11 protein-coding genes are annotated in these 17,339 nt (G+C 55.2%); 4 read left to right on the top strand and 7 right to left on the bottom strand.

Annotation, left to right across the window (positions count from 1 at the left end):
• From OGX75_RS18385 to lrp, 7 genes are all read right to left on the bottom strand, one after another.
• The coding region (locus OGX75_RS18385) for a dimethylsulfoxide reductase iron-sulfur subunit DmsB (RefSeq protein WP_012132456.1) at positions 1 to 614 on the bottom strand (614 nt) is incomplete at its 3' end.
• A 10-nt stretch (positions 615 to 624) separates the two neighbouring features.
• Entirely contained in the window at positions 625 to 3,069 is a 2,445-nt protein-coding gene (gene dmsA, locus OGX75_RS18380; RefSeq protein ID WP_115609430.1) for a dimethylsulfoxide reductase subunit A, read from the bottom strand.
• 241 nt (positions 3,070 to 3,310) lie between these two features.
• On the bottom strand, positions 3,311 to 4,603 hold the full coding sequence (gene serS, locus OGX75_RS18375) for a serine--tRNA ligase (RefSeq protein ID WP_012133033.1): 1,293 nt from the start codon (positions 4,601 to 4,603) through the stop codon (positions 3,311 to 3,313).
• Between the two features lie 91 nt (positions 4,604 to 4,694).
• Complete coding sequence (gene rarA, locus OGX75_RS18370) at positions 4,695 to 6,038, bottom strand: replication-associated recombination protein RarA (protein ID WP_024130481.1); 1,344 nt, start codon at positions 6,036 to 6,038, stop codon at positions 4,695 to 4,697.
• 10 nt (positions 6,039 to 6,048) lie between these two features.
• Entirely contained in the window at positions 6,049 to 6,660 is a 612-nt protein-coding gene (gene lolA, locus OGX75_RS18365) for an outer membrane lipoprotein periplasmic chaperone LolA (protein ID WP_024130482.1), read from the bottom strand.
• Positions 6,661 to 6,782: 122 nt separating this feature from the next.
• Entirely contained in the window at positions 6,783 to 10,751 is a 3,969-nt protein-coding gene (gene ftsK / locus OGX75_RS18360; protein ID WP_286451371.1) for a DNA translocase FtsK, read from the bottom strand.
• Positions 10,752 to 10,885: 134 nt separating this feature from the next.
• The gene (gene lrp, locus OGX75_RS18355) at positions 10,886 to 11,380 is read right to left on the bottom strand and encodes a leucine-responsive transcriptional regulator Lrp (RefSeq protein WP_000228469.1); all 495 of its coding nucleotides are present in this window, start codon (positions 11,378 to 11,380) and stop codon (positions 10,886 to 10,888) included.
• A gap of 547 nt (positions 11,381 to 11,927) precedes the next feature.
• Between lrp and trxB the strand changes: the two genes are divergently transcribed.
• The 4 genes from trxB (at position 11,928) to aat (ending at position 17,247) form a co-directional block, all read left to right on the top strand.
• Entirely contained in the window at positions 11,928 to 12,896 is a 969-nt protein-coding gene (gene trxB, locus OGX75_RS18350) for a thioredoxin-disulfide reductase (RefSeq protein WP_286451372.1), read from the top strand.
• A 113-nt stretch (positions 12,897 to 13,009) separates the two neighbouring features.
• Positions 13,010 to 14,776, top strand: a complete 1,767-nt coding sequence (gene cydD, locus OGX75_RS18345) for a heme ABC transporter permease/ATP-binding protein CydD (protein WP_286451373.1) — start codon at positions 13,010 to 13,012, stop codon at positions 14,774 to 14,776.
• Positions 14,777 to 16,498 (top strand): heme ABC transporter ATP-binding protein/permease CydC, encoded by a 1,722-nt coding sequence (gene cydC, locus OGX75_RS18340; RefSeq protein WP_058668953.1) that lies wholly within the window; start codon positions 14,777 to 14,779, stop codon positions 16,496 to 16,498.
• Positions 16,499 to 16,542: 44 nt separating this feature from the next.
• A complete protein-coding gene (gene aat, locus OGX75_RS18335) occupies positions 16,543 to 17,247 on the top strand; it encodes a leucyl/phenylalanyl-tRNA--protein transferase (RefSeq protein WP_012133041.1) in 705 nt (234 codons plus the stop codon).
• Positions 17,248 to 17,339: the final 92 nt, after the last annotated feature.

Raw genomic sequence — 17,339 nt, 5'->3', positions numbered from 1 at the left:
ACCTCCTTCGGATTTGCCAGATAACCCGTGGTATCCCCGGTCGGGCGGCTGTTGGCGTTGGGTTTAATCACAATGTTCGGTCTGGTGAAGTGCGCGCCCGGCAGCGGCGCAACGGCCGCCAGCGTGCCATGTTTCTTCCGCAGCTCTTCTATCGGGCCAAAGTCCAGCGCGCGCAGCGGGCAGGACTCGACGCAGATCGGCTTTTTGCCGTCGGCAACGCGGTCATGACAGCCGTCGCATTTGGTCATGTGGCCTTTGGCGGCGTTGTACTGCGGCGCACCGTACGGGCAGGCCATATGGCAGTAGCGACAGCCGATGCAGACATCCTCATCCACCACCACAAAACCGTCCTCGCGTTTGTGCATCGCGCCGCTCGGACACACTTTCGTGCAGGCCGGGTCTTCGCAGTGGTTGCAGGAGATGGAAAGATAGTAGGCAAAGACATTCTGGTGCCAGACGCCGTTATCCTCCTGCCAGTCGCCGCCCGCATATTCATAGATGCGGCGGAAGCTGACGTCCGGGGTTAAATCTTTGTAGTCTTTGCAGGCCAGTTCGCAGGTTTTGCAACCGGTGCAACGACTGGAGTCAATAAAAAATCCATATTGGGTTGTCATCGGTTACTCCTTATACCTTCTCAACCTGAACGAGGTTCGTATGGGACGGATTCCCCTTAGCGAGAGGAGAAGGACGCTGGGTCGTCAGGACGTTAATACATCCCCCCTGATCCACGCGTTTTGCATCCGGGTCATACCAGGCGCCTTCGCCCAACGCAACGACGCCCGGCATCATGCGCGGCGTCACTTTCGCCTCAATATGCAACTCGCCGCGACCGTTGAAGATACGCACTTTGTCGCCGTTGCTGATGCCGCGTTTTTGCGCGTCCATCGGGTTAATCCACATCTCCTGGCGGCAGGAAGCTTTCAGAACGTCCACGTTGCCATAGGTAGAGTGCACGCGAGATTTGTAGTGGAAGCCCGTTAATTGCAACGGATAGTCTTTGGTCAACGGATCGCTGTAGTTTTCGAAGCCCGGCGTATAGATCGGCAACGGATCGATCACATCGCCTTCCGGCAGTTCCCAGGTTGCCGCAATCTCTGCCAGCGCCTGCGAATAGATCTCGATTTTGCCCGACGGCGTTGTCAGCGGATTAGCCTGCGGATCGTCACGGAACGCTTTATAGGCAACGTGATGACCTTCAGGGTCGCGCTGCTTAAAGATGCCCTGCTTGCGGAATGCTTCGAATGTCGGCAGTTCGGGAATCGCCTGACGCGACTGTTCGTACAGATGACGCATCCACTCTTCTTGCGTACGCCCTTCGGTAAACTGCTGCTCCACGCCGAGACGCTTCGCCAGCTCGCTGGTCATCTGATAGATAGTCTTGCACTCAAAGCGCGGTTTAATGGCCTGGTCGGTGAAAATAACGTAGGACATGTTCCCGCAGGAAGCATCCAGCGCGAAGTCCATCTGCTCAGAAGCGGTGCAGTCCGGCAGCAGAATATCGGCATATTTCGCTGAAGAGGTCATATGACAGTCGATAACGACGATCATTTCGCACTTCTTGTCATCCTGCAAAATTTCATGCGTACGGTTAATTTCGGAATGCTGGTTAATCAGGCAGTTACCGGCATAGTTCCAGATCATCTTGATGGGAACGTCGAGTTTATCTTTGCCGCGAACCCCATCACGCAGCGCCGTCATTTCCGGCCCGCGCTCAATGGCATCGGTCCATAAGAACATCGAAATGCTGGTCTCGACCGGGTTTTCCAGCGTTGGCATACGCTCAAACGGCAAATCGTAAGATCCCTCACGCGCACCGCTGTTGCCGCCATTAATGCCGACGTTGCCGGTCAGGATCGCCAGCATAGAGATTGCGCGAGTAACGATTTCGCCGTTGGCATGACGCTGCGGCCCCCAACCCTGGCTGATGTAAGCGGGTTTGGCGCTACCGATTTCACGCGCCAGTTTTACAATGCGCGCCGCCGGGATACCGGTGATCTGCGACGCCCACTCCGGCGTCTTCGCAATACCATCTCTACCCTGTCCCAGAATATAGGCTTTGTAGTGACCATTTTTCGGCGCGCTGGCGGGTAAGGTTTTTTCGTCATAACCCACGCAGTATTTGTCGAGGAACGGCTGATCGACCATATCCTCGGTGATCATGACGTATGCCAGCGCATTTACCAGCGCCGCATCCGTACCCGGGCGAATCGGAATCCACTCATCCTCACGACCCGCGCCGGTATCGGTGTAACGCGGATCGATAATAATCATCCGCGCATTTGATTTTTGCCGTGCCTGTTCGAGGTAATAGGTTACCCCGCCGCCGCTCATACGGGTTTCCCCCGGATTGTTACCAAACAGCACAACCAGCTTACTATTTTCAATGTCGGAAGGACTATTACCGTCCGCCCAGCCGCCGTAGGTGTAATTTAACCCGGCGGCAATTTGCGCGGATGAGTAATCGCCGTAGTGGTTGAGGTAACCGCCGCAGCAGTTCATCAGCCGGGCAACCAGTGTTTTTCCTGGCGGCCAAGAGCGCGTCATCGTGCCGCCAAGCGTACCCGTACCATAGTTTAAATAGATGGATTCGTTGCCATAGTCTTTGATAAGACGCTGCATATTGGTGGTGATAATGTCATAGGCTTCGTCCCAGCTGATGCGCTCAAACTTACCTTCACCACGCTTGCCAACGCGCTTCATTGGATACTTCAGACGATCGGGGTTATAAACCCGGCGGCGCATAGAACGCCCGCGCAGACAGGCGCGAATCTGATGCAGACCGTCATAGTTATCATCGCCCGTATTGTCCGTTTCAACATATTTGATTTCACCGTCCACCACATGCATGCGCAGCGGGCAGCGGCTTCCGCAGTTAACGGTGCAAGCGCTCCAGATAATTTTTTCGCTGGATACGTTGGGGCTGATAGCGTCAGCCGCATTGGCGATCCGGGTAAATGGCAGAGTCAATGCGCTACTGGCGATTGCCAGCCCGCCTATTGCTGTCGTTTTTACCAGGCCTCGACGAGTTACCTCAGCTGCCAGTACAGCATCGGGGATATTCGTTTTCATGATGACTCACTTTGCTTGCTCACGATTGATAAAAGCCAGACACTTCGTTATGTAGTTATTTATATAACGAATAAATCGCTATATAGTTTTGTATATAATGAATATGAGAAAAATCAGCGATAAATGCTAATCTTCATTCAAAGGTAGTATTACCCCCAAAGGGGTAACCATTCTTGTCCGGTGTCAAACAGGCATAAAAAAAAGCGCCCGGAGGCGCTTTTTAAGCAGAGAGAAGCGGGGATTAGCCGATATATTCCAGTCCGTTCATATACGGACGTAATACTTCTGGAACTTCGATGCGGCCATCAGCCTGCTGGTAGTTTTCCATCACGGCAACTAAAGTACGCCCAACCGCCAGACCGGAACCGTTCAGAGTATGAACCAGACGGGTTTTCTTGTCGGACTTACTGCGGCAGCGTGCCTGCATACGACGCGCCTGGAAATCCCATACGTTCGAGCAGGAAGAGATTTCACGATAGGTGTTCTGCGCCGGGATCCATACTTCGAGATCGTAGGTTTTACATGCGCCAAAGCCCATGTCACCAGTACACAGAACGATTTTACGGTACGGCAGACCCAGCAACTGAAGCACTTTCTCAGCATGGCCGGTCATCTCTTCCAGCGCATCCATTGACTCTTCTGGACGCACAATCTGCACCATCTCAACTTTATCGAACTGGTGCATACGGATCAGACCGCGCGTGTCACGACCGTAAGAACCCGCTTCAGAACGGAAGCATGGCGTATGCGCAGTCATTTTGATCGGCAACGCATCTTCGTCGATGATTTCATCACGCACCAGGTTAGTCAGCGGCACTTCCGCCGTCGGGATCAGCGCATAGTTGCTGCTGTCAGCCTCTTCTTCCAGCGGGCGAGTATGGAACAGATCGCCCGCAAATTTCGGCAACTGCCCTGTACCGTACAGCGTGTCGTGGTTCACCAGATACGGCACGTAGTTTTCACTGTAACCATGCTGTTCAGTGTGCAGATCCAGCATGAACTGCGACAGCGCGCGGTGCATACGGGCAATCTGCCCTTTCATTACCACAAAACGGGAACCGGTCAGTTTAACCGCAGCCGCGAAGTCGAGACCGGCGTGCATTTCACCCAGCGTCACATGATCGCGGACGTCGAAATCAAACTCACGCGGGGTTCCCCAACGGCTGACTTCAACGTTGTCGTTTTCATCTTTACCTACCGGTACATCATCAGCCGGTAAGTTAGGAATGGTCAGCGCGATATCGCGAATTTCAGCCTGTAAGCTCTCCAGCTCGGCTTTTGCCGCATCCAGCTCTTCGCCCAGCTTGTTCACTTCCAGACGTAAAGGCTCGATATCTTCCCCGCGCGCTTTCGCCTGGCCGATGGATTTCGATCGAGAGTTACGCTCTGCTTGCAGGTTTTCCGTGTTGACCTGCAAAACTTTACGACGCTCTTCAAGAGCGCGCAGCTTATCTACATCCAGCTTAAAGCCCCGGCGTGCCAGTTTTTCAGCGACTGCGTCTGGCTCATTACGCAGCAGATTGGGATCGAGCATGCTTATCCTGTGCTTATCGAATTAAAATAGGAAACGTGACCACAGCCTGCAGTCACAGGGATACAGTGCCAACATTACCGCAACGATCGCGCTAACGGTAGCGTTTTGTGGGGCTATTTTGATCCTGTTCAGCCAGCCAGGCGAGCTTTTCGCCAATCTTGCCTTCAAGACCCCTGTTTGTGGGATGATAATAGCGTGTTTGCGCTATTTCCGGCGGGAAATAAACCTCGCCTGCGGCGTAGGCGTTTGGCTCATCATGCGCGTAGCGGTATTCCTGGCCATAGCCCATTTCTTTCATCAGTTTCGTCGGCGCATTGCGCAGATGCACAGGCACGTCATAATCCGGGCGTTCACGGGCATCGGCCAGCGCCGCTTTGAACGCGGTATAAACCGCGTTACTTTTCGGCGCACAGGCTAAATAAACAATCGCCTGGGCTATCGCCCGTTCCCCTTCCGCAGGGCCGACGCGGGTAAAGCAATCCCACGCAGAAATCGCCACCTGCATTGCGCGAGGATCGGCATTGCCGACGTCTTCAGAAGCAATCGCCAGGCAACGTCGGGCGACATACAGCGGGTCGCCGCCAGCGGTAATGATCCGGGCATACCAGTAAAGCGCCGCGTCCGGGGCGCTGCCACGCACCGATTTATGCAATGCGGAGATGAGATCGTAAAAGCGGTCGCCTTTATTATCAAAGCGCGCGCTGCGCTCCCCGGCGATTTCGGTCAGTAATGCGGGTAATAATACTCTCTTACCGCTGTCATCCACTTCCGCCATGTCTGCCATCATTTCCAGCGTATTTAACGCCCGACGCGCATCTCCGTTCACCAGTTCGGCGATCGCCCGGCGCGTCTCGTCCGGCAGAACGATATCCTGGCCGCCATAACCACGCGCTTTGTCATCCATCGCCTGATTCAGCACCTGCTCAATATCTTCAGTCGTTAAGGATTTGAGGAGATACACGCGGGCGCGTGACAGCAAAGCCGAGTTCAGCTCGAAGGACGGGTTTTCGGTCGTCGCGCCAATAAACGTAATCGTGCCGTCTTCGATATGCGGCAGAAACGCATCCTGCTGGCTCTTGTTGAAGCGATGGACTTCATCGACAAACAGAATAGTGCGGCGCCCGGCATTACGGTTCTGGCGGGCGCGTTCAATGGCTTCACGGATCTCTTTTACGCCAGAAGTCACGGCGGAAATGCGTTCGACGTCAGCATTGGCATAGCGGGCAATCACTTCGGCCAGCGTGGTTTTGCCCGTACCGGGCGGCCCCCACAAAATCATCGAGTGCAGGTGCCCGGCCTCAATTGCACGAGGCAAAGGCTTACCCGCAGCCAGCAGATGCTGCTGACCAATATACTGCGCTAAATTTTCTGGCCGCATACGCGCGGCCAGTGGCTGAAAGGTATTATCAGAAAAATCGAGCGACAGATTGCTCACTCATGCGCCTCTACTTACGTTGGTCGTCTACCGTTACACCTTGCGGCGGAGTAAAGGTAAATTTTGAAGCATCGACAGCGCTATTCTGCTGAGATTTCAGCTGATAGCTGCTGCGCTGATCGTCTTGTTCCACTGCGCTGAACTGATGAATAGTCCCGTCACGACCCACATTAATGGTGAACTGTTTCAGGTTACCGCTGCTGCTTTTTGGCGTCAGCACAAAGTCATCGCCATTTTGTTTGATGTTGTACTGCTGCCAGTCGCTGGACTGGTTGCGGGCTATCAGCATAAACGGCGTATTGCCCGTCGCATCTTTTAACCAGGTCGCCGTTGCCTGCTCGACAAACGGGTTAAAGAACCATAGCGTTTTCCCGTCAGAGACCAGAATGCTCTCGTCGGGCTGCGTCATATGCCAGTTAAACAGATTAGGACGCTTAACCCATAAGTCGCCCTGGCCTTCCTGAACGGCGGCGCCGCTGCCGTCAGTCACTTTTTGTGTAAAGCTGGCGTGGAAGCTGCTGACTTTATCCAGACGGCTTTTCAGATCGCTGGCGGCATCCGCCCATACGCTGCTCACCACAAAGCCGGAGAGTAATGCGCAGGTGATTGCGATTTTTTTCATCATTATTCCTCAAAATACGTCACTCCCGATGGGGAGTTCCCTCTGCTCTCTATTCCAGGCCAAAAATCAGCATGAGGAAAGAAGAAAATACTGAATTCTTATTTATTTACCGATCTTTGCAATCATTCGAACGGCGGTGGCGCCAGCACCTCGCGGTTCCCGTTATGGCCTTGTTCGCTGACAATGCCCTGGGCTTCCATCTGCTCGACAATGCGCGCCGCACGGTTGTAACCGATACGGAACTGACGCTGAACGCCAGAAATGGATGCTTTGCGTTTTTCGGTCACAAAGCTCACCGCCTGATCGAATAACGGGTCCAGCTCTTCGCCGCCGTCAAAACCGCCGCCGCCCCCTTCGCTTTCGCTATCCGAGGTGATGCCGTCAATGTATTGCGGGCGACCACGTGCTTTCCAGTCCTGCACCACCGCATGCACTTCCTGGTCGCGGACAAACGCGCCATGAACACGTACCGGCATGGTTGAGTTCGGGCCGGAATAAAGCATATCCCCCATCCCCAGCAGGGACTCCGCGCCGCCCTGATCGAGGATCGTGCGTGAGTCGATCTTACTGGATACGGTAAAGGCGATACGCGTCGGAATGTTGGCCTTAATCAGACCGGTAATAACGTCAACCGACGGGCGCTGAGTCGCCAGCACCAGGTGAATACCTGCGGCACGCGCTTTCTGCGCCAGACGCGCAATCAGCTCTTCAACTTTCTTACCGACGGTCATCATCAGATCGGCGAATTCATCGACCAGAACCACGATATACGGCAGTTTTTCCAGCACCGGATGCTGGGCATCCATGCTGTCGCCCGGCTTCCAGTACGGGTCTGGAATCGGACGCCCCATCCGTGCCGCTTCGGCAATTTTCTCGTTATAGCCCGCCAGATTACGCACGCCAAGCGCCGACATCAGCTTATAGCGGCGTTCCATTTCATTAACGCTCCAGCGCAGTGCGTTGGCGGCGTCTTTCATATCGGTAACCACTTCGGTCAGCAGATGTGGAATGCCTTCATAGACCGAAAGTTCCAGCATTTTCGGGTCGATCATGATGAAACGCACGTCTTCCGGCTGCGCTTTATACAGCATGCTGAGGATCATGGCATTGACCCCAACCGATTTACCGGAACCCGTCGTCCCCGCAACCAGCAGATGAGGCATTTTCGCCAGATCGGCCACAACCGGATCGCCAGCGATATCTTTACCCAGCACCACGGTGAGCGGCGACGGATTCTCGCGGAATTTAGCGTTATCCAGCACTTCACGCAGGTAGACGGTCTGACGTTTTTTGTTCGGCAGTTCGAGGCCCACGTAAGGCTTACCAGGGATCACTTCTACCACGCGTACCGCAACGGTTGACAGTGAACGCGCGAGATCGCGTGACAGGTTAGAAATACGCGCGGCTTTCACGCCCGGCGCCAGATTCAGCTCAAAACGGGTAATAACAGGCCCTGGGGAATAGTTCACCACGTCAGCTTTAATGCGGAAATCCGCCAGACGCGCTTCGACCAGGCGCGCCATTTGTTCCAGCGCGAAAGTATCGACCGGTTCCACTGCGCTCGGCGGCGGCGTCAGCAGATCCAGCGACGGCAACGGCGTGGTAGGTTTCTGCAACGGACGACTGTCGCCATTACGCATCAACAACGGATGGATCAGGCTTTCCTGCGGCTGTGGCGCGGCCGGTTGTTGCGGTTGTTGATACTGTTGCTGCGGTTGTTGATACGGTTGCTGTGGCGCAACCGGCTGTTGCGGCTGCTGATACTGCTGCTGTGGCGCGACGGGCTGTTGCGGCTGCTGATACTGTTGCTGTGGCGCAACCGGCTGTTGCGGCTGCTGATACTGCTGCTGTGGCGCGATGGGCTGCTGCGGCGCAACAGGCTGCTCAGGCATCACGCCGGGAGTAAACAACGGCTCATGCGGGCCTTCATCCACCAGCGCTTTCATCGGCGAGAATTCAAAATCATCCAGCGAGAACGGATGGGCTCCCGCAGGCTGTTCCCCGGCATAGCGCTGCTGCTGCGAAGAGGCAAACTGGCGAGCCAGTTCAGCTTCTGCTGCATCCTCATCTTCTGCCTGAGGAGCGTCATGTTGATATTCGGAACCATAACGATGCTGCTGAGACTGGGCGAACTGACGTGCCAGCTCATCCTGCTGCATCTCATCAATTTCATCATCGGTATACTGCGTTTCGGCATCATACTGATGACGCCCCGCCGCACGCGCTTTCTCTTCCGCGATACGCTGAGACGGTAATTTTATGCCATACGAGGCCAGCTCACGGCGGGTCGGAACGCGAACGCGGTTAGGGCGAGGCAGTTGCGGGCCAATCCCCTCTTTAACCTGTGGGCGTGGCGCACCACCGCTTACCGGGCTAAACGCAGGTGCAGCGGATGCCGCCGCCGCGCCTGCGGCCAGCGTTGCATCTTTGACGCCTGCCGCCAACGGCGCAACCGTGGCAACGGATTCAACAGGCGGCACAGAAGCTGCTGTCGGTGCCGATGGTTTAACCGGCTCCGGCGCTTTCGCTGGCTCAGGAATCGGCTGATACCACGCAGCCAGTTGCTCACGCTCACGCGCGCGTTTCTCTTCCACTTCTTCAAAGTAGTAGAGCGGCGGGCGGGCGGGTTTAATTTCTTCTGCTACAGGCTCAGGCTCCACCGCAGACGGCGGCTCAACAGCGGGCTGCTGCTGATAATACGTATCCTGAACCGGTTCCTGCGGGTAAGCCGGTTGCGGCTCGAAAGTCGGCTCGTGTTGATAAACAGGCTCTTGCGGATAAACCGACTCAGGGTGCCAGGGTTGTTCTGCCGCAGGTTCCTGCACCTGCGGCACAGGCTGTTCATACGCGTGTTCAGCGTAATACTGCGGTTGCGGCTCGGTCGGCGCAGGTTGCTGCCACGGTTCATTATGTGGCGCTTGCGGCTGCGCATATTGTGGTTGCGGCGGATAACTTTCCGGCGCAGGCGCAATGACCGGTTCGCCGGTTTGCGGCCCCGGAACAGGCTGCCATTCCACCACCGGTTGCGCAGGCGCAGCTTCAGCACCCGGTGCCGACGGTGCAGACATAACTGGCTCGGCAGGCGCCGCCCAGGCTTGCGTTGCCGTTGTCGCCGCAGCAGCGGAGGCAACAGGCTCCGTGACCGAATGCCCATTCAGCAGAGGATCGTATTCCTCATATTCCGGCTGCGTCGCACGATGGCCGGAGAACAGCACATCATCAGGATCGGCGGCCACGCCACGCGCGCTGTATTCGATATCGTCTTCATCATCCATACGCTTGCCGGAGAAAAGCGCCGCATCCGTGTGTCGCCCACGCGGATTGCTGAACTTCTCTGCCAGCCGCTTACGGCGCGCCAGTGCGCCACGAAGGATGCGCGCACGTCGGGATTCGCGCTGTGCGCCCACCACTTCATCTTCTTCGTATTCGTCATCATCTTCATACTCGTCGTCATCGACCCAGGTGTCATCGCGGCGAGTACGGTTGCTGGCGAAAGTGAGAATATTCAGCAGCCAGCCACCCAGTTTTTCTGCAATGCTCACCCAGGACCAGCCGGTGAAGAGCGTCAGACCGGCTGCCCAGACGCACAGCAGCGTAATCGTTCCCCCGCTGCTGTGCAGCAGAGGCTGAAGTGTGGTGCTTAACAGGCTGCCAATGACGCCGCCAGACGCGAAGTACCAGATATCATCAGCATTAATTGCGGCTAATCCGCAGGAGGTAAGAATCAACGCCAGGACGCCGATAATGCGCAGCGACACGGCAAAATAGTCGATGTAATCGTCGTTGCTCTGGTGCCGCCAGGCAAACCAGCAGCCGCCAACGATAATCACCGGGATGGTGTAAGCCATCACGCCAAAGATAAAGAACAGCGTGTCAGCCAGCCACGCGCCCGGCGCGCCGCCCAAATTATGAATAGGCTCATGCCATGCGGTTTGCGACCAACTGGGATCTGAAGGGTTAAAGCTAAGTAAGGCTGCCATCAACCAGACGGCAAAAAGGGCAATAAGGATCAGCAACGCTTCCAGAAGTCGGCGCCCGCTGCTTAACTTTTTCAATGTGACTTCTTTGTCTTCAGTGTATTCCTGGCTCAAAAAAGGCTCTCCAGGTTTCGGGCTTTTCCTGCCCGATGCTAAAACGGACAACAGCACCGGGTTGCCCCGGCACTGTTGCTGTATGGATTAACAGGAGTGTAATCAAACTACGTCGATTTTGCACCTGTTCCGTGTTAGCGCGTCTTAATTACCAGACGATTGCTCTGTTTGACTTCTTCCATTACCACGTAAGTACGTGTGTCATTCACGCCAGGCAGACGCAGCAGGGTTTCACCCAGCAGCTTACGGTACGCTGACATATCCGGCACGCGTGTTTTCAACAGGTAGTCGAAATCACCGGAAACTAAATGACACTCTTGAATTTCTTCAAGTTTTTGTACTGCGGCGTTAAATTGTTCAAACACATCTGGAGCGCCACGATTCAGAGTAATCTCAACAAAAACCAGAAGTGATGCATCCAGATAATGCGGGTTTAACAGCGCCGTATAGCCCTGAATAAAACCCTGTCTTTCCAGCCGACGGACACGCTCAAGGCAAGGCGTCGGTGAAAGTCCCACTCGTTTAGAAAGCTCGACGTTAGAAATACGCCCATCCTTTTGCAACTCATTAAGAATGTTACGATCGATACGGTCGAGATCTTTGCCAGGGCGCTTCTTGCTATCTACCATTATTATTGTCTCTCTGTATTCCTTCCCTACTCCTGCCTGACTCTACTAACATCACTGTTCAGAGTCGATGCCCATCACAATAGACCGAACCCAGAGGGATTAACGGCGCGCAATGCCAGGGCCTATGGTGAGAAGACCGTTGCCGGATGGCAGCTATCGACATCACGAATGGCGTCTGTCCACGCCATGCGTAGATTTCACTAGCCCGGTAAACATGGTGCTTATATGCATGATTATGCAGCACACACATAACACTGTTTTTTTCTTCCAGAAGATGTTTTCGCAAAACAGCAGGGGATTGTCAAAGCAAAACATCGATTTTTAGTACAACATGCCAGTTATTCATTAAGAGCGGCGCTAAATCGTCATTTTATCACCTTATAACTGGCCGATTTTAAGTAGAAAGCGTTATATCGCAGCCCTAAATCCGCCCATTCATCGGTTCCTGCTATTACACATATTGTTAACAAAATCGCTATACTCTTTTTTTACGTCTGCAAATTCCCTACAATCCTGCCCATTGTCTGCCAACAACTATGGGGATCTCATGGGCACGACCAAACACAGTAAACTGCTTATCCTGGGTTCTGGACCGGCGGGATATACCGCTGCGGTCTACGCTGCGCGCGCAAACCTGCAACCGGTTCTGATTACCGGTATGGAGAAAGGCGGTCAACTGACCACCACGACGGAAGTGGAAAACTGGCCTGGCGATCCGAACGATCTGACCGGCCCGCTGTTGATGGAGCGCATGCACGAACATGCGACGAAATTTGATACTGAAATCATCTTCGATCACATCAATAGCGTGGATCTGCAAAACCGTCCTTTCCGCCTGACCGGCGACAGCGGCGAATACACCTGCGATGCGCTGATCATCGCAACCGGCGCTTCCGCACGCTACCTCGGCCTGCCGTCTGAAGAAGCATTTAAAGGCCGTGGCGTATCTGCCTGCGCCACCTGCGACGGTTTCTTCTACCGCAACCAGAAGGTCGCGGTCATCGGCGGTGGCAACACGGCGGTTGAAGAAGCGTTATACCTGGCGAACATCGCCGCTGAAGTGCATTTGATTCACCGTCGCGACGACTTCCGCGCCGAAAAAATTCTGATCAAGCGCCTGATGGATAAAGTGGAAAATGGCAACATCGTGCTGCACACCCACCGCACTCTGGAAGAGGTGACCGGCGATCAGATGGGCGTTACCGGTTTGCGTCTGCGTGATACGCAAAACCCGGACAACATTGAATCCCTTGACGTTGCAGGCCTGTTTGTCGCCATCGGCCACAGCCCGAACACTGCGATTTTTGAAGGTCAGCTCGAACTGGAAAACGGCTATATCAAAGTCCAGTCCGGCATCCACGGTAACGCCACGCAGACCAGCGTTCCCGGCGTGTTCGCCGCAGGCGACGTGATGGACCATATTTATCGTCAGGCAATCACCTCAGCGGGCACAGGTTGCATGGCGGCGCTGGACGCTGAACGCTACCTTGACGGTCTGGCTGACGCGTGCAAATAGTTTTTACAAATCAGTAACAAAAGTAAAAAAGGCGACTATAAGTCGCCTTTATTTTTGCCCCGTTGTAACATTGCCGTGCCAAAAATTCCGATAACTCACCTGCTAAGCGTGCAATGAATAAAACCCGTCAAAAAGAATTGACCCGCTGGTTAAAACAGCAAAGTGTAATTTCCCAACGTTGGCTGAACATTTCACGCCTGTTGGGTTTCGTGAGTGGCGTACTGATTGTCGCTCAGGCCTGGATCATGGCTCGCATTCTCCAGCATATGATCATGGACAATATTCCCCGCGAAGCCCTTCTGCTCCCCTTCATCGTACTGATGTTGGTGTTTGTCCTGCGCGCCTGGGTGGTCTGGCTGCGCGAGCGGGTGGGTTTTCATGCCGGGCAGCATATCCGATTTGAGATCCGCCGCCAGGTGCTGGATCGCCTGCAACAGGCAGGGCCAGCCTGGATTCAGGGTAAACCAGCTGGTAGCTGGGCGACGCTGGTGCTGGAGCAGATTGACGATATGCATGATTACTATGCCCGCTATCTGCCGCAAATGGCGCTTGCTGTCTGCGTTCCCTTGTTGATTGTGACGGCGATTTTCCCGTCAAACTGGGCCGCCGCGCTGATTTTGCTCGGCACCGCACCGCTGATCCCATTATTTATGGCGATGGTGGGAATGGGCGCCGCCGACGCTAACCGCCGTAATTTCCAGGCGCTTGCCCGCCTGAGCGGGCATTTCCTCGACCGCTTACGCGGTATGGAGACGCTGCGCATCTTCGGGCGCGGTGAAGCAGAAACGGAAAGCATTCGTGTCGCTTCACAAGATTTTCGCCAGCGCACAATGGAAGTCCTGCGCCTCGCCTTTTTATCCTCCGGGATACTGGAGTTCTTCACGTCGCTGTCCATTGCGCTGGTCGCGGTTTATTTCGGTTTCTCCTACCTCGGCGAACTTAATTTCGGCCATTACGGGACGGGCGTCACGCTTGCCGCCGGCTTCCTGGCGCTGATTCTGGCGCCGGAGTTTTTCCAGCCACTGCGCGATCTGGGCACCTTTTACCATGCCAAAGCGCAGGCGGTAGGTGCGGCTGACAGCCTGAAAACCTTTATGGAAACACCTCTCGCTCACCCGGAACGCGGTGATGTCGAACTTTCCGGGAAAGAACCGGTAACCCTTGAAGCGCAGGATCTGATAATTACCTCGCCGGAAGGTAAACCGCTTGCCGGACCGCTGAATTTCACACTGGCCGCAGGCCAGCGCGCCGTACTGGTTGGTCGCAGCGGTTCAGGAAAGAGTTCGCTGTTAAACGCGCTGTCAGGCTTTCTCTCTTATCAGGGTTCCCTGTGCATTAACGGCGTTGAACTTCGTGATTTATCCCCGGAATCCTGGCGAAAACATCTCTCCTGGGTGGGGCAAAACCCACAATTACCGGCTGGCACGCTCCGTGAAAACGTCCTGCTTGCCCGCCCGGATGCCAGTGAACAAGCGTTACAGGCGGCTCTCGACAGCGCCTGGGTCAGTGAGTTTTTACCTCTGTTGCCGCAAGGCGTAGACACGCCGACTGGCGATCACGCTGGTCGCCTTTCCGTCGGTCAGGCGCAGCGGGTTGCGGTTGCCCGCGCCCTGCTGAATCCCTGCAAATTGTTGTTGCTGGATGAACCCGCCGCCAGTCTGGATGCCCACAGCGAGCAGCGTGTAATGCAGGCGCTGAATGCCGCATCAAAACGCCAGACCACGCTGATGGTAACGCATCAGTTAGAAGATCTTGCCGACTGGGATGTGATCTGGGTTATACAGGACGGGCAAATCATCGAGCAAGGTGATTATGCCCAACTCAGCAGCGCCAACGGCGCGTTTGCGACACTATTGGCTCATCGTCAGGAGGACATTTAAATGCGTGCCTTGCTACCGTATCTGACGCTGTATAAACGTCATAAGTGGATGTTAACGCTCGGTATTATCCTGGCCATCGTCACGCTACTGGCCAGTATCGGTTTGCTGACGCTCTCTGGCTGGTTCCTCTCCGCCTCAGCCGTAGTCGGTGTGGCGGGTATCTATAGCTTTAACTACATGCTGCCGGCTGCTGGCGTGCGCGGTGCGGCGATCACCCGTACTGCGGGCCGGTATTTCGAGCGTCTGGTCAGCCATGACGCCACCTTCCGCGTATTGCAACATTTGCGTATTCATACGTTCAGCAAGCTGCTGCCGCTCTCCCCTGCTGGCCTTGCCCGCTATCGTCAGGGCGAGCTGCTGAACCGCGTCGTCGCTGATGTCGATACGCTGGATCACCTCTACCTGCGCGTTATTTCTCCGCTGGTTGGCGCGTTTGTGGTGATTATGGTGGTCACGCTGGGGCTGAGTGTTCTCGATTTCACCCTTGCGATTACGCTGGGCGGCATTATGCTGCTGACGCTGTTTATTATGCCGCCGCTCTTCTATCGCGCCGGAAAAAGCACCGGGCAGAACTTAACCCATTTACGCGGTCAGTATCGCCAGCAGTTAACCGCCTGGCTACAGGGTCAGGCGGAACTGACAATATTTGGCGCCAGCTCGCGCTATCGGGCGCAAATGGAAGCCACGGAATTACAGTGGCATGAAGCCCAGCGACGTCAGTCTGAATTAACGGCGCTATCCCAGGCCTTAATGCTGCTTATTGGCGCACTGGCGGTAATGCTGATGTTATGGATGGCTTCCGGCGGCGTCGGCGATAACAGCCAGCCTGGCGCGCTGATAGCGCTGTTTGTCTTTTGCGCGCTGGCGGCATTTGAAGCGCTTGCTCCCGTTACCGGCGCGTTTCAACATCTTGGCCAGGTCATCGCCTCTGCGCTGCGTATTACCGAACTGACCGAGCAGCAGCCTGAAGTGACCTTCCCGGATGGCGAAGCAGCGGCTCCCCGGCAGGTAACGCTGACGCTGCGTGACGTTTCATTCAGTTACCCGGAGCAGCCACAAAAGGCGCTGGATGCCCTTTCTCTGCAAGTCGCGCCTGGAGAACATATCGCTATCCTCGGACGTACCGGTTGCGGGAAATCGACATTGCTGCAACTGCTCACCCGCGCCTGGGACCCGCAGAGCGGCGATATTCTGCTTAACGATCAACCAATTTCAACGCTGGATGAAGCGGCCCTGCGTCGCACCATTAGCGTGGTGTCGCAGCGAGTACACCTGTTCAGCGCCACATTGCGTGACAACCTGCTGCTGGCAGCGCCAGACGCAAATGACGATACGCTCTCAGAGATGCTGCGCCGTGTCGGGCTGGAAAAGCTGCTGGAGGATGGCGGACTTAACAGCTGGCTAGGCGAAGGCGGACGTCAGCTGTCAGGCGGCGAGCTTCGTCGTCTGGCTATCGCCCGTGCCCTGCTGCACGATGCGCCGCTCATGCTGCTCGATGAACCCACTGAGGGGCTGGACGCGACAACCGAAAGCCAGATGCTTGAATTGCTGGCAGAGGTTATGCGCGGGAAAACCGTTTTAATGGTCACGCACCGTCTGCGCGGGCTGTCACGTTTTGATCAAATAATAGTGATGGACAACGGACAAATTATTGAGCAAGGTAATCACGCAGATCTGTTAGCCAGGCAGGGTCGTTATTACCAGTTTAAGCAACGTCTGTAAGCTATTATTGAACGATCCGACTTGCGTACTGGAGTTCTGCGGTCATGCGCCTGGTTCAGCTTTCTCGCCACTCAATCGCCTTCCCCTCGCCGGAAGGCGCGTTACGTGAACCCAATGGTTTATTGGCGCTTGGTGGCGATCTCAGCCCTGCCCGCTTATTGATGGCCTATCAGCGGGGTATTTTCCCGTGGTTTTCACCAGGCGACCCGATTCTTTGGTGGTCACCCGATCCTCGCGCTATTTTGCAGCCTGAAACATTACACATCAGCCGCAGCATGAAGCGTTTTCACAAACGATCGCCCTATCGCGTCACGCTTAATTATGCGTTTGGTCAGGTTATTGAAGGCTGCGCCAACGATCGTGACGAAGGAACCTGGATCACGCGCGATGTGGTGGAAGCGTATCACCGCTTACATGAGCTGGGGCATGCGCATTCCATCGAAGTATGGCGACACAACGCGCTCGTCGGCGGCATGTATGGCGTTTCACAAGGCACCCTGTTTTGCGGCGAATCGATGTTCAGTCGCCAGGAGAACGCCTCCAAAACCGCGCTGCTTGTTTTTTGCGCTGAATTTATTCGTCAGGGTGGAAAATTAATCGACTGCCAGGTGCTGAATAGCCACACGGCATCGCTTGGCGCTGTCGAAATTCCCCGCAGGCAATACCTTGAGCATCTGGGATCATTACGGCAACAGCGATTACCGGGTCATTTCTGGGTGCCGCGCACGTTATTTTCGCCTCAGGCGTGAATGTTTTCGGCACATTTTTTGTCAGGGTGTTATAATTGTGCCGCAGAGCAGGTTATGCCCATTACCCCGCCGCCGTTAAGGAACCGTTCGCG

Source organism: Citrobacter sp. CK199 (assembly GCF_030333285.1).
GTDB classification, from domain to species: Bacteria; Pseudomonadota; Gammaproteobacteria; order Enterobacterales; family Enterobacteriaceae; genus Citrobacter_B; species Citrobacter_B koseri.
This window is presented reverse-complemented; position numbering and strand designations above follow the sequence as displayed.